Here is a 13,115-nt window from a genome sequence, read left to right on the forward strand (position 1 = left end):
GATTCTCTCCTTATTATTTTTAATTTTTATTCATCCAAGCAGCTACCTTTTCTTGATTCGCTAACAATTCTTCATCCTGTATACTTAAACTTTCCGCTAGTTTTGCATTCGCAACCAACTCAGAAATTTTAGTTAATGAATCTCCCTCACCATATCCTGCATTTGTAGAGAATGGATAAATCGTTTTATTCGATAAGTTTGTTCCGTTTGTTAGTAGAAAAGACATCATCGGATTAGATAGTGTCATTGCCCAAATTTGATACCCTAAATAAATCGTGTCATATTGTGACAAATCTGGAATATCTGTACTGATTTCTGGAAACTCCTGATTCTCTCTTTCTTCATTCGCACGATCGACAGAAGCTTCATAATCAGCTGGATAAGGATTTACGACTGATAATTCCAACATATCCGCACCATTTTGGTTATGAATCATTCTAGCGAGATTTTCTGTGTTCCCACTTCTGGAAAAGTAAATGATTATACTTGTTGCCTCTTCTGTTAAAATTCTGGTAGCTTCTTCATTGGCGTTCGTATCGTTTCCATCTGAAATGGCCTCCCTCCCATATTCGGTTTCTTTGAGTGGTAAATTATTTCCAGAACGACTTGCTACATTACTACTATCTGAACGATTATTCAACATGGAACTTTCTTCACTTCTTTCATTTAGTTGACATCCTGTGAGAAGCAAGCTTACAGCGAAACTGCTAATTATTATTATCCACTTCATTCACATAACTCCTTTTCAAGTTGAATATACTATTCATTAGCCAATTGATCAGTAAAATGACGGTTTCGCTAATTTTTCAGAACCAGGCTCGTATACCCCAAGACTTTGATTAGAGAACTGATTATCTTTAGCTGCCAAGATATCACTGACTAATCGAGCAACTGCTTGTCTCGTTACTTCGGCACCCACAAAAGGTTCTCCTTTCAGCGTATATGCATAGTCCTCGTTTCCTTGCTCGTTATACAACCAAGTTAATCGTAAGAGTGTATAGTCAACTCCAGATTCTTCAATTAATTTAGCAGAATCTTTTTGGTCTTGGTAACGGCGGCTATTGCCTAACATTTGTTGATTCCAGCGACCAAATGCGCCTGAAACTTCATCATAAATACCTAAAACTGTAGCACTAATAATCCTTTTTACGCCAGTTTCTTCCATAATTTCTAAAATCGTCGTAATTGCTTTGGGATCCCCCATATCATTTAGATAAACAGCTTCAACTCCCTGCATCGCTTTTGTCAAAGATGAACGATTTGAAAAATCTCCATCTACCGTTTGTTCTCTTTCTGAATCAAGTGGAGTAATTCTTTTAGCTGCATTTCTTGCATATAGAACCAGCTCATTTTCTGTTTCTAGAATCTGGTTACGTTCAATCATTTTCGAAATTTGTCCCGCAGCACCTAAGATTAATATCTTCATCTTTTCTCCTCTTTTCTTTTTCTATGATAAAAGCATAAACTATGAAGTGGACTTTAAGGCAAGTAAAAATAATCTTAATCGTTTTTCACCTTAAGCTTTGATAAACTTCATATCTGATCTACAAAAAAAGAACAGCCTAATAAAACTGTCCTCTTCGCTATTTATCAATAGTTGATACGTGTATAAGAAAATGAGATTAGTTCCAACTTATCCTTGTTTTCCGTATAAACTTCTGTCACTACAAAAGGATTTATAACCTCTTCTCCACCTACTATTGCCGTGAGTTTCACTTTGTTTAACAGAACAATCACTGAATCGAACGGATGAATAGTATGCTCCTCAAATACAACATCTTTATAAATAATTCTCTCAGATTTTATCACTTCAATTTCTTCATCCCTCGTTAAGGTCACGCCCATATGCACGAAAATTGGCTCTGAATGGATGTACTCTTTTAGAGCAGTGGAATCCATTTCTTTTAATCCTTGCCAGATTTTTTTAGATAGATCTTCTACATTTTCCATACAATTCCTTCTCTCTTTTCATCATTATCATATGTTCACCTTACAAGCCTACTCGTTTTGCTAATTCTGGTGTATAACGATTGCCGATAATTTGAATTTGATCAGCTGCCTTTGTCAAAGCAGTCACTTCTTCCATTGATAAATGAATTGTCGCAGCATCCATATTTTCTTTCACACGATTTATTTTTGTCGTGCCGGGAATCGGAACAATCCATGATTTTTGAGCAAGCAGCCAAGCTAATGAAATTTGTGCTGGTGTAGCATTCCTTCTAGTAGCGAATTCCTCAATCACTTCTACTAGCTTTTGATTGGCTATCATCGCTTCCTTTTGAAAGCGCGGCAACGCATTGCGGCCATCGCCAACATCGAACTTCGTCTCTGTTGTAATTTTCCCGGTTAAAAATCCTTTCCCTAATGGACTAAATGGCACAAATCCAATCTTTAGTTCTTCTAATGTTGGTATCAATTCGATTTCTGGCTCTCTTGTCCATAAAGAATATTCACTTTCTACAGCAGTCAATGGCTCAATAGCATGCGCTTTTCGAATCGTTTTTACTCCTGCTTCTGAAAGTCCCCAGTGCTTCACCTTACCTGCCTTGATTAATTTTTGCATTGTTAGAGCTACTTCTTCAATAGGAACATTAGGATCAACTCGGTGCAAATAATACAAATCAATCGCTTCAATATTCAAACGCTTTAATGAACCTTCCACTGATTTAATGAGTTCTTCTGGTCGACCATCTACTACTTGTTTCCCATTGATGATTTTGATACCACCCTTTGTTGCAATCGTCACCTTGTCCTTATAGGGAGCTAAAGCTTCTCCCAGCAGTTCCTCATTGGTGAATGGTCCATACACTTCTGCAGTATCAAAAAAACGTTCTCCTAACTCAACAGATTCCCGCAAGACTTTTACCATTTGTGCTTTGTCAGGTATTTCACCATAAGCATAGCTCATTCCCATAGTTCCAAGCCCAATTTCTGAAACAGATAAATCTTTTCCAAGTTTTCGTTCATTCATTTGAACGCACCTCCATTGTTTTGTTTATGTGAAGCATACAGTATGAAGTGCACTTCAAGGCAAGCGAAAGCTAGTTTTTTGTTTAGTTTGAAATTGAGCTTGTAGTTTAGATTTGCATAGCCATAAGAAATGTAAAATACTCAAGTTTTGAGCATTAGAAAAAGCTAGGAACGCTGCTAGATAGGCATTCCTAGCTTTTATTTTGTTACTAGCCGACAGACCCTTCCAATACCAATTTTTGATTGAGATAGATTGAAATATCAGTCATATTAAGGATTTTAGGTAATTAGGAAATTTAAATATTCCAATGCATTTTATTGATTTTGAAGTCAACCAGCGTAAGTTTCGGTGTATAAAACATGACTTTCGTGGACGAACGTTTGGTAAGTATTTCTGACTTAGATCTTATTGGTGCAAATAAGTAGAATGATCTAACTTGTCCCTCAAGGTTAACTTGGAGAAGAACCTCAATTACTCATCAACCTACAAGCCACTTCTGTCACTTTTTCTATGTAGCGCAAATACAACATACATACACAGAACAATAGCTCACAAAATAATAGCCTGAAAACATCAAAATAGAAACTTCTAAAAAGTAATAAAATAAAATTTAATGACAATAAAGCTATTCACTCTACACAATTAAAAGAATAAAAACGTCCATAATACAAGAAGAAAATAACAAAGCTCTCAATTACTTATATTTTGTTATTTGTTTTTTACTTATTGAAATTTAATATCAATTTGTAGTAAAATGAAGTATAGATACTAGAAGGAGTGTGTACAATGGGCAAAATTGCTTCAAGTACGTCATCAGCGGGTGCAGCAATTGTAGGAATTACCTCAATTGCTGTTCAAAAAGGACAACAAGTTTCTTTAGGAAAAAGTACCATATCCAGCATGAAAACAGGTATAGAGATAAATAATCAATTATTAACCGATTTTTCTGAATTAGTAGAGTGTGTCAAAAAACAAAGTGAAAAATTCCCAAAAATTGCAGAACTAATTGCACTTAGAGATAGTCAGATTAAATTTGAAGGAAGTGACTAGATTGGAAAAGAACAATCCAGAACAAGAGCAGAAAGTCTATAATCAAAAAATCAGAAAAAAAGAAAATCAAATGGATGATTTAGCCAATGAAAAGCGGAAAATAGAAAGTGTGCTTTCTGAACTAGAAGCTGACCTTCACAGAGGCTTTCGGCAACTCTCTGAGTTAAATGAAGAACAAGCACGATACGGAAATACTCAAAATTTATGGGAACTAAGAAAAAATGAAGAACAATCTCACATTATTCAGCAAAAGCTACAAGAATCAAACGAGCAAATTGCTTTGGCTTATAAAAAAGAAACGAAGGTGTTGGATGATGAACGAGAAACACTTTACAAGAAGAGGAGTGAAATTTCTTGGGACTAATTTATTCAAGTACTGAATCTAGTGAATTAATGAATGCTTTATCTAAAAATTTAGCTAGCGGAAAAGAAGCCACTAGTCAATTGAAAAGTGGAAGCCAAAGAGTTGTTTCAGCAGTGGATGGACACACGTTAGCAGGTGCGGCGTATACCGCGGGAAAAGGATTATTTAGCGATTTAATTATTCCTACCATTACACGTGTCACAACGGCAATTGATACTATTGAGCAAGAATTACAAAAATATACAACAGCAGATTCCTCTATTTCAAACGAAGGGTATTTGGATGAAGATTCACTAAGTCAACAGATTGCGATAAAGAAAGCAATGAAAGCATCTGTAGATGCGACGTCTTATTTTGTGAAATATCAAACAATGCGTAACCCTGTAGCAAGCCTGTTAGATGCCTTATTTGATGCTCAAAGAAATTTAAATCAAATATCAGAAAGATTCCAACAAGATATTGATGAGTTAACGAAAAAATTACAAAAATTGCATGATTTTTCTTCTCAAACGAATGGCTTATTTAGTACTAGCTTAAGTGATATGAAACTAGCGATGCAAGGTATTTTAATATTAAACAATACAACAATTAATAGTGATGGTACGTATAAATTGCCTGCCGGAACAGATAAAAGCTGGTTTACGGAACTAAAATCTAATTCAGACTTAGAAAGAAATGCTTACGATAGTGCACTAGATGAGCTTTTAGCTTATGATAGTGATGGTACAATCAAAGATGTTGATGAAGCTAAATTACAAGAATGGTTGAAACTCTTTGTGCAGGGTAAATTGACTCCGGCGCAAGCAGAAGCTCTAAAAACTGCACTATTAACTCTCCCTGGCTACTTAGATAAGATGTCTAATGCAGAAGGCATAACAAATGAAGCCTTGAAAAAATTAGCTGAGCTTCAAGATATTGTTGGTGGTGGTTGGTCTGCCTTTGGCTTCAGTTATGATGAAGAAGGAAAACATTTTTATACCAAACAGGATTCTCTTCAAAGTTTGTTTGGTTTTGCGGATATTTATGATGAGGCAGGTCCATTGCTTGGTATGGATTTAGATACAGAAGTTATTCAGTTTTTCCACAACGGAAAAGAGTATCGTTTTCAAGTTTGGAAAGGTACATACGGTGGTGGAACAATGGTCGGCGGTGAACAAGGATGGTATGTTTATAATCCTAATGATGTTGTACAAAATATGCAAAATAGCTTTGCAGACACCTTAGGACAAAGTGATTGGGTACCTGTTGCGGCTCCTGAGGATAGAATACGAATGGTCAATTCTCTTTATAATGAGACAACTAATAGAAAAATAACTGACCCAAACGATACTAATAAATACGCCCCAGAAGGTGCTTATTGGAATCTAAATACCACAGCAGACTATCCAGGATATACAAAATCAAATATTTATACTAAAGGAGAGCTTTATATCGATGATGCAAATTTACGAAATGAAACTTTCCAACAACTTAAAGCTAATGGCTCATTCACTAATGTCCAAATTATAAGAAACAAGGTGATCTATACATGGAAAGATTAAAACAAATTTTCAAACGCCTTACTCTCATCAGTTCAATTATAATAGTAGGAGGATGTTCTATGAAGGAAGATACAGCACAAAATTATAAGAATAAGAACGAAGCAGAAAAAGCAGTATTAAACTTTCTTGAAAAAAAATACGATAAAAAATTCACACTTGTCGGTGAAGGCAAACTTGAATCGTCTAAAAATATAAAATACTTTCAAACAAAATTTAAAGATGAAGAAGGTTTAGAAGCAGAAATTGTACTACCCCAAGAAAAAAAGAGTAGTTTAGGTGATGTTTTAGGTTCAGGAGTAGCAGGAACAAGTGACACATACTCACAAACTTTCTATACAAAAAAAACACGTGAAGCAGTAGAACCACTATTTAAAGATGAACCATTTGAAAAATTTTTTATAGATTTAGAAGGCGCAGGTCATGCTAAAAATGACTTATCCCTCTCTGTAGATGAATATTTCAAAAAATACCAAACAGAATATACCTTTTTTATCATACTTAAAGATAATCAAAATGCTGAGTATTATGCAGATATTATTTATCCATTTTATCAAAAATTAATAACCGAACAATCTCAGAATTTCGGTCTATTTATATATGCTGATAAGAAAGAAATCTTTAGTGTTGCATATGTTAACTCAAAAGGATTCAATGCAGAAATAACCTATGAAGAAGTTCTTAAAGATGTACAAGATGGGCTAGATTATAACCAACCGCAACCAGAAGAAAAATGGTTACGTTCAAAATATTATAATGGAGAAAATGAGTAGCTCTTAACTTAGTTAAAATGTAACTCTCAGTTTATCCTGATATTTAAAAAGCTCGCAGATTTACTCACCACAAATTAATCTTGAAATAAATACTTTGATTAGGACAAATTTTAAGAATACTGTACCTCACCTCACTGTGATTGCTAAAAAATAAAATACCTTATTCGTTACTTCTTTCAATAATCGATATAATGTACAGATTAAATCAAGCTAAAACTGTTTATTCAATGGCTTTCTGCACTATGCATAATCAGTTGAAAGCTCAATCGAAGTAATTAAATCATTCATTCCGCATCTTTATTCGTAAGCGGGTAATTAAATGACGGGTACACAAATAATGGCACAACCACAAAACAGAGAGTGTAAAATAAACTGTGTAAGTAGCTAATTCTAGATAAGCTGCTTATACAGTTTTTCTTTTCGTGTAAAGGAAATTCAGATAAAATAAAAATGAAAGGATGCGAGAATATGGCAAGACAGAAAAGAGATCCTAAAACCGTTGAACTAGCAAAAAACATTCTAGAAAGCTACAATCCTGAATATGTTTTCATCCAATGAAATAACCAACTCAATAAAGTATTCCACTCTAACTTGTAGTAATTTAGAATTGAGTTGCTTTTCTATAAATAGTCCTCTTCGTTCAATATGATTTTCAATTTATAAATTAGGGTCTGGTATATTCATTATTATTTTTCTAGTTTGCTCATCATATTGAGCAAAACTTATTAAATTTAAAGATTGTTCTTTCCAATCATAATTCTGTTCAGGATACACAAGTTCTTTTTTTATTTTGAGATTTCTTACTCTGCTTTGCGTTATACCCAACTCTTTACTTAAAAGATAATCTGAATCTGCATTGAAATCACCACTTTTTTTTCTTTTAAGTTTATTTTGATAGAAAAATTTGAACATTAGTAAATCCATCTCTGATTTTGATGTTAAACTAAAATTTTTTCGATAGTACTTTTCGCATATTTCGTCAAAATATTTTATTTTTTCTTCTTCTGAAAATTCATTATTCATAATTATTCAGCACTCCTCTTTTTATTAATATCTCTACTCTTCTTTACAGTTGCATGTATGCTAATAAAGTAGACAGTTTTTTTAATATACTATTAATTAATTAGACATTATTTGAGAAAGAGATTTTGATTATGGTCGACAAACGTAAATCTCCACGAAAATTTAATGAAGAGTTCAAAAATCAATCGTGAAACTTTATGAAGGTGGCAAATCACAAAACGCTTTAGCTAATTAATATGGAATCGCCCTGTCCTCCGTAGCTCGCTGGATGAATCAATATTCTGAAGTTAAAATTGATGATGATACGATCCTCACGGCTCGACAGACCAAGCAGTTACAGAAAAGAAACCTTCAGCTAGAAGAGGAAAATTTAATATTAAAACAAGTGATTACCATATTCATGCCAAGCTCAACGAACGACTAAATACGATTCGTATTTTACGTCATGAACACTCTGTTGTTACGCTTTGTAGGGTTCTTAAAGTTAATCGTTCGACTTACTACAAATGTTTTTCTGGAAAAATTGCTCCTAAATCAACAGTTGAGAAAGACTATCTTAGAAATCTATACAACCTCTAAAAAACGAGTAGGTCCAAGTACGACGCATGCTTCTACGTGACTATGGCATTTCTATTAGCATTGGCCGAGCTTATCGCCTAATGAGCACTATGAACTTACCTAAAATGTCTACAGTAAAACCTGTATTTAAACCGACCACTGGTCAGGCTTCTTTGAAACGCCCAAATCATTTGAAGCAAGCGTTTAACCCTCCTGCACCAAATGAAATGGAGGATAAATACTTTGATTCTCACTAAGTATCCGCTCTGTTTGTGTCTACTTTATTGACATTTATCTACTATTCGTATTGAGCCTTGTGTTCTTCAAAATGATTATTAATTTCTATGGAAATATTTTCTGTAGGTATGTTTAATTCCCAATTAATATTATAATTTTCTCTAGAATGACCTATGTCACAAAAAATACGCAATTTATATTCATCATCAAAGAGCATTTCTAAATCATACTGCGGCGTTAAGTTGAAATTAATTAACTTTCTACCTTCAAGAATAGGTGATTTTTCACCTATAAAACCATTTGGACTACTATTACTTTCCGTTGGTAAAATAGTATCAGAAGAAGTAACAACTACGTTTTCTTCATCCTCAATTCTCCATGTACACCAGATAAACAGATATGAAGTATCTTCAAATTCTATAAATAAAATTGATCCTGCTGCACCACCTGCACTACTTTTAACAACACTTTTATTAATAAGACTTTTCAATTTATCTTTCATTTGCTATGTCCTCAACAATTCAAACATTAATTATTTGATTTCATATAAGAATAGTACTCAGCTAGAGTCTCTTGAAAATACTCTTTATTTTCGTTGTTCACAGTCATTGTAGATAAAAACTGTTTAATTTCTTTGTCTGTTTCCTCTAGAAACCTATCCATATCAAATGAATAGACGTAGTATTTTTCATTATCGTAATAAGATATTTCTCCACAACCATTTGGCGATAAACCTATATAAAAATCTGGTGTTGTGGTTCCCCTTAGATGAAAATGATGATTCATAAAATAATCAGTCAACTGATCCTCATAAGCAAACTGTTCTTGCAAATTTGAAAAATCATCAATTTTATCAAACAATAACTTTCTAGATTCAGCTATTGAATTTGTAAACGAAAATGGGAATATTTCCACTTTTAGGTATTCCTTTTTCTCTGCAAACCATTCGATAAAACTAGCTACATCCCACTCTAAATTAAGTAACGTCTCATTTTCATAGTGTATAGCAAATTTCCCCCATAATTCTAAAAGTTCAGATGGGTCATCTTTATATGGATTGACTTTACTTTCTAATTCTATTTTCAAATTTTTCATATCTATTTTCCTCTTCTCAATTTATTATATTGAGAATTATTGATTTTCCCTTCTTTTAACCAGTTTCTCAATACATCAGCTCCACCTTTTTTATCGGTCAGTTCTGTTCCTTTTATTTTATATCCATGCCATCCGCCTGAACCATCAGGTTGAAATTCATAGATTTGCCCATCTTTTAATCCATATTTTTGTTTCCCAACTTGTTGAGATTCGTTCAAAACTTTCTGAGCCTCATCTGCTCCTAAATCCATTTCAGAACCCCAACCGCCCTTGCCATTAGGTGTATGTTTTGGACTAGAAACATATTTTCCATTTGGATATAGAGATTGTTGACGATTTCCGTAATTATTTGCAAAACTATAACTAACAGAACCTGTTTCCACACCCATTTTACTGATAGCATCCGAAACTATTGCCACACCAGCTCCTGTGGTTGCTGTACCTGCTACGACTCCTGCTTGTGTGATGCCAGTTAAGGCAAGCGTTCCTCCAGAAAAATAAGTTCCTCCTAAACTTAGTCCAGTTATCCCAAGTCCTCCAAGTGCTGTAGTTACTCCTGTAGCTAATTGTAACAGAGATTGATTTAAAAGTTCTCTTTGTTGAGCATTCAATTCTTTGTTAGCTTGAGCGGTTAATTCTGCATCATTTACGCCATTTTTTAAGATAATGACTCCGTTACCTGCACCCATATTCACAGGTAATACTCTCAATATATTCCCGTCATCATCAAACAATAATAACTGATTCAACTCATTGATAGCTGCTGCCCATTTATCAGCAGGGACATTCTTCAATGCCTCTTTCATAATTTCTTGATAGTATTTCCGAGCTGCTTTCGGTAACTGGAGTTCGTCCATCCCGTTTTCTAGAGCAACCTGTTTTCTTGTTGCGGTTACACTCGTTGATTTTACCGATGTTAACCACGAAGAATCAAAACCTTCTGGAAAAGCATACGCTCCTGTTTTAGGATTCACAGTCATTAGCCCTAACACTTCTATTGCCTGCATGCCAATCTTTAATTGCGTCAATGAATCACGAAACAAGCCATTTGTTTCTGATTGAAAATTAGCTAAAGCTTCTAATTTTTCTTGCTCTTTCTTTACTTTATCTTCCAAATTAGAGCGCGCTTGCTCTAATTGTTGGTTATCGTGAACTAAAGCTTCTAAAGCACCTTTAGCTAGTTTTCCCAGTAATCCTAATTTATTTGAGCATTGAATTTGAAAATTAATCACTGAAATTTGGCGTTGAAACGATTGAATTAATTCATTTTGCACCTGTTCATCAATAACAGCCCATTTATTCACTAGTCCGTCGGCTGCTTGATAACTGCTGAGTTCTTCTTTTATTGCCTCAACTGCATTATCTACACGTTCAACGGTTGGAAGAATCAAGTCTTGGAATAAGCCTTTCCCTGCTGTGTAAGCAGCCCCAGACAATTGTTCACCATCCACTGACTGAATCAAATGTTGACTACCTGATTTCAGTTGTCCTGTAACGCCTTTTGCAGTAGCTATACTCGTCGTTAAACCTTGAATCAAAGCTGTGGAATCTGCACTTATATATTTTACCATTCTAACGCCCCTCGCTCTTTATACAAAAGTTCGTTAGTCTCTTCTAATTGTTTGTTAGATTTTCTATACGCAGATTCTATAGATTCTTCCTGAGAACGAAAGACAGCTTGAACCGTTTTGTAAATATCCTGAGCATCCTCTTGGTTATAGTAAGCCGTCTTATCACCAAAATGGGCAAGTTCTTGATATAATGAAGCGATTTGATCAGTCTGTTGTTTCATTTGCCACTTACTTGCTTCTAACTGCTCCTGCCACTTCCGTTGCTCTCTCTTCAAATCCTCTGAAATTTGCTCGTTTTCTCGAATTTGCTTGCTTAACACAATTTTATCAGCTTCTATTTTTTGCTTATCCTTTGTCAATAGACGACACCCCCCATTTGGTGAGCAGCTTGGCGATCTTGATACTCCATCATTTCTGCAATTTGAGGGAATTTTTCTGCTTGGGACCAAACGCACTCTGCAAGACTACTCACTTCACCGACAATTTGATTGGCAATTGTCAATCCGTCTGTCATGCTGGATACAGTACTTCCAGAAAAACTGATTGCCTTTTTAGATAAATCTACATTTTTTCCAGTTAATTTGGTTACAGCATTTTGAGCTGCTGCTGTACTTGATGCTATTTTTCCTGTCATAAAAAAACTCCTTTTATAGATATTATCCGAAATAAATGTATCCATATAATTACATAAAGTCTGTTTATATAATAAAAGTCTACCAAATCTAATGCCTAATGACAACAACTTAATTACACCTTAGTATCTAATGGTACAAAACTTATCAGCTATTCTATGAAGAAGTGTTCTTTTTTATGTTAGTTGATGAAATATTTCTATGATGCAAAAGTTCTGAAACATTGCATCACAAATTAAATCCATTTTATAAATGAAAAAAATGGCAGCTTACAATAAATCCGAATTTTTGTTCGCTTTTTTTCTCTGTTCGCCTTGATTCTCGCGATCAAGTTATTTATACTTAGTGTATAGAATGGAAATAAAAAAGCTGAGTAAGTCCTGATTCAGAACATCACTCAACTTTATGACAATTTAATCCTTGGCACCTTTTTGTTTGGCTGGCACCGAATGGAAATGGTCTTGAAAACATCAGTAAATGTCTACGCAAGTATGCCAATAGTAAATGAATCACTAGCTTTTTTGTCGTATCTCTTTTTGAGCTACCACTAGAAAGGATTGCTAGGTTTCTTTAAGGTACTATTGACTTATTCAGGTATTGGACATTGCGCCAATGCCTTTTTTGTTTCTATTCTAGGTCTGATTTTTATTGATGGTGGTGATAACGAAACGTAACGATGTACAAGTTTAAAAATAGAAAAATAAAAAACGGCACCTTACAACCTGACTGGCATCAAGTTGCAAGGCCCCGAATAAGCAGCAGTAACTGCATAATCGAGTTGCCGATAGCGCGTACCGAAGTACTCGCATGTTTTATTGTACTTAATTTTGATTGATTTTACTAGTCTCTTTGCTGGATTCTTTCATCTTTTTGGCGATTTCATGTGTTCTTTGGCGAACTATTGCACACGATGAGGCACAGATAGGTCTGATCGTTTTTTATTTTCCTGTTGGTTTTTCAAAAAACTAGGAATGGATGTGTAGTGATGAGTAAAGAACAGAATTTGAAGGCGGTACCTTATCAGGATATTTTGGATGTGCGGAGTGAGTTGATCAAGCTTCGGTCTTGGCAGAAGTCGTTGGTTTATTTGGATGAGTTTTTTGATGGGAAGGTTACGAGGAATAAGAAGGATATGCGGATGCGGTATTATTCTTGTCAGCAGTTGTATCAGGTTTTTGCTGGGGATTTTGAGGAGGTATTGAAAGAGAGTGAGGAGATTGTAGCTAGGATGGTTCAGCGAGGGAAAAAATGATAACTCTAATTTAATATTAAGTAAAAAAAGATCAATTGATTGAAGAACTTC

General features: G+C 34.5%; 16 protein-coding genes. 6 read left to right on the forward strand and 10 right to left on the reverse strand.

Annotated elements, in window-relative coordinates; all coding sequences use genetic code 11:
• Positions 1-19: 19 nt before the first annotated feature.
• The 4 genes from BCR25_RS12955 to BCR25_RS12970 all read right to left on the reverse strand — a co-directional run bounded on the left by BCR25_RS12955 (position 20) and on the right by BCR25_RS12970 (position 2,971).
• Positions 20-730, reverse strand: coding sequence for a flavodoxin (locus BCR25_RS12955; protein ID WP_069664010.1), 711 nt, complete (start codon positions 728-730; stop codon positions 20-22).
• Between the two features lie 48 nt (positions 731-778).
• Positions 779-1,426 (reverse strand): NAD(P)H-binding protein, encoded by a 648-nt coding sequence (locus BCR25_RS12960; RefSeq protein WP_069664011.1) that lies wholly within the window; start codon positions 1,424-1,426, stop codon positions 779-781.
• Between the two features lie 164 nt (positions 1,427-1,590).
• The gene (locus BCR25_RS12965) at positions 1,591-1,950 is read right to left on the reverse strand and encodes a nuclear transport factor 2 family protein (protein WP_069664012.1); all 360 of its coding nucleotides are present in this window, start codon (positions 1,948-1,950) and stop codon (positions 1,591-1,593) included.
• A gap of 40 nt (positions 1,951-1,990) precedes the next feature.
• Positions 1,991-2,971 carry an aldo/keto reductase gene (locus BCR25_RS12970; protein WP_069664013.1) on the reverse strand — a complete coding sequence of 327 codons (981 nt, stop codon included), beginning with the start codon at positions 2,969-2,971 and terminating at the stop codon, positions 1,991-1,993.
• Positions 2,972-3,757: 786 nt separating this feature from the next.
• Between BCR25_RS12970 and BCR25_RS12975 the strand changes: the two genes are divergently transcribed.
• The 4 genes from BCR25_RS12975 to BCR25_RS12990 are packed head-to-tail and all read left to right on the forward strand — an operon-like array spanning position 3,758 to position 6,696.
• Complete coding sequence (locus BCR25_RS12975) at positions 3,758-4,021, forward strand: hypothetical protein (RefSeq protein ID WP_069664014.1); 264 nt, start codon at positions 3,758-3,760, stop codon at positions 4,019-4,021.
• Position 4,022: 1 nt separating this feature from the next.
• Positions 4,023-4,385, forward strand: a complete 363-nt coding sequence (locus BCR25_RS12980) for a hypothetical protein (RefSeq protein ID WP_083242682.1) — start codon at positions 4,023-4,025, stop codon at positions 4,383-4,385.
• Positions 4,376-5,926 (forward strand): DUF4474 domain-containing protein, encoded by a 1,551-nt coding sequence (locus tag BCR25_RS20420; protein ID WP_069664015.1) that lies wholly within the window; start codon positions 4,376-4,378, stop codon positions 5,924-5,926. The genes BCR25_RS12980 and BCR25_RS20420 overlap by 10 nt, the downstream gene beginning before the upstream one ends.
• A 59-nt stretch (positions 5,927-5,985) precedes the next feature.
• Positions 5,986-6,696, forward strand: a complete 711-nt coding sequence (locus BCR25_RS12990) for a hypothetical protein (RefSeq protein ID WP_069664016.1) — start codon at positions 5,986-5,988, stop codon at positions 6,694-6,696.
• A gap of 657 nt (positions 6,697-7,353) precedes the next feature.
• Here BCR25_RS12990 and BCR25_RS12995 read toward each other — a convergent pair.
• Entirely contained in the window at positions 7,354-7,719 is a 366-nt protein-coding gene (locus tag BCR25_RS12995; RefSeq protein ID WP_069664017.1) for a hypothetical protein, read from the reverse strand.
• A 659-nt stretch (positions 7,720-8,378) separates the two neighbouring features.
• On the opposite strand from BCR25_RS12995, the gene BCR25_RS20425 reads away from it, so the two are divergent.
• A complete protein-coding gene (locus BCR25_RS20425) occupies positions 8,379-8,534 on the forward strand; it encodes a hypothetical protein (protein WP_169819022.1) in 156 nt (51 codons plus the stop codon).
• Positions 8,535-8,575: 41 nt separating this feature from the next.
• On the opposite strand, the gene BCR25_RS13000 is transcribed toward BCR25_RS20425, so the two are convergent.
• Genes BCR25_RS13000 through BCR25_RS13020 form a run of 5 tightly spaced genes read right to left on the reverse strand, consistent with a single transcriptional unit; the run spans position 8,576 to position 11,814 of the window.
• Positions 8,576-9,016, reverse strand: a complete 441-nt coding sequence (locus BCR25_RS13000) for a hypothetical protein (RefSeq protein WP_069664018.1) — start codon at positions 9,014-9,016, stop codon at positions 8,576-8,578.
• Between the two features lie 26 nt (positions 9,017-9,042).
• Entirely contained in the window at positions 9,043-9,609 is a 567-nt protein-coding gene (locus BCR25_RS13005; RefSeq protein WP_069664019.1) for a hypothetical protein, read from the reverse strand.
• 2 nt (positions 9,610-9,611) lie between these two features.
• Positions 9,612-11,180, reverse strand: a complete 1,569-nt coding sequence (locus BCR25_RS13010; RefSeq protein ID WP_069664020.1) for a hypothetical protein — start codon at positions 11,178-11,180, stop codon at positions 9,612-9,614.
• Positions 11,174-11,539: a hypothetical protein gene (locus tag BCR25_RS13015; RefSeq protein WP_069664021.1), complete on the reverse strand. Its 366-nt coding sequence runs from the start codon at positions 11,537-11,539 to the stop codon at positions 11,174-11,176. The genes BCR25_RS13010 and BCR25_RS13015 overlap by 7 nt, the downstream gene beginning before the upstream one ends.
• Positions 11,536-11,814 (reverse strand): hypothetical protein, encoded by a 279-nt coding sequence (locus tag BCR25_RS13020; protein WP_069645108.1) that lies wholly within the window; start codon positions 11,812-11,814, stop codon positions 11,536-11,538. The genes BCR25_RS13015 and BCR25_RS13020 overlap by 4 nt, the downstream gene beginning before the upstream one ends.
• 983 nt (positions 11,815-12,797) lie before the next feature.
• On the opposite strand from BCR25_RS13020, the gene BCR25_RS13025 reads away from it, so the two are divergent.
• Positions 12,798-13,064, forward strand: coding sequence for a hypothetical protein (locus BCR25_RS13025; protein WP_069664022.1), 267 nt, complete (start codon positions 12,798-12,800; stop codon positions 13,062-13,064).
• Positions 13,065-13,115: the final 51 nt, after the last annotated feature.

The sequence above is a fragment of the Enterococcus termitis genome, from assembly GCF_001730305.1.
In the GTDB taxonomy this organism is placed as follows: Bacteria; Bacillota; Bacilli; order Lactobacillales; family Enterococcaceae; genus Enterococcus_L; species Enterococcus_L termitis.

What these genes read in the sequence shown, in the direction of transcription:
- BCR25_RS12955 (WP_069664010.1), bottom strand. Translation starts at nt 730, where the DNA reads ATGAAGTGGATAATAATAATTAGCAGTTTCGCTGTAAGCTTGCTTCTC.
- BCR25_RS12960 (WP_069664011.1), bottom strand. Translation starts at nt 1,426, where the DNA reads ATGAAGATATTAATCTTAGGTGCTGCGGGACAAATTTCGAAAATGATT.
- BCR25_RS12965 (WP_069664012.1), bottom strand. Translation starts at nt 1,950, where the DNA reads ATGGAAAATGTAGAAGATCTATCTAAAAAAATCTGGCAAGGATTAAAA.
- BCR25_RS12970 (WP_069664013.1), bottom strand. Translation starts at nt 2,971, where the DNA reads ATGAATGAACGAAAACTTGGAAAAGATTTATCTGTTTCAGAAATTGGG.
- BCR25_RS12975 (WP_069664014.1), top strand. Translation starts at nt 3,758, where the DNA reads ATGGGCAAAATTGCTTCAAGTACGTCATCAGCGGGTGCAGCAATTGTA.
- BCR25_RS12990 (WP_069664016.1), top strand. Translation starts at nt 5,986, where the DNA reads ATGAAGGAAGATACAGCACAAAATTATAAGAATAAGAACGAAGCAGAA.
- BCR25_RS12995 (WP_069664017.1), bottom strand. Translation starts at nt 7,719, where the DNA reads ATGAATAATGAATTTTCAGAAGAAGAAAAAATAAAATATTTTGACGAA.
- BCR25_RS20425 (WP_169819022.1), top strand. Translation starts at nt 8,379, where the DNA reads ATGAGCACTATGAACTTACCTAAAATGTCTACAGTAAAACCTGTATTT.
- BCR25_RS13000 (WP_069664018.1), bottom strand. Translation starts at nt 9,016, where the DNA reads ATGAAAGATAAATTGAAAAGTCTTATTAATAAAAGTGTTGTTAAAAGT.
- BCR25_RS13005 (WP_069664019.1), bottom strand. Translation starts at nt 9,609, where the DNA reads ATGAAAAATTTGAAAATAGAATTAGAAAGTAAAGTCAATCCATATAAA.
- BCR25_RS13010 (WP_069664020.1), bottom strand. Translation starts at nt 11,180, where the DNA reads ATGGTAAAATATATAAGTGCAGATTCCACAGCTTTGATTCAAGGTTTA.
- BCR25_RS13020 (WP_069645108.1), bottom strand. Translation starts at nt 11,814, where the DNA reads ATGACAGGAAAAATAGCATCAAGTACAGCAGCAGCTCAAAATGCTGTA.
- BCR25_RS13025 (WP_069664022.1), top strand. Translation starts at nt 12,798, where the DNA reads ATGAGTAAAGAACAGAATTTGAAGGCGGTACCTTATCAGGATATTTTG.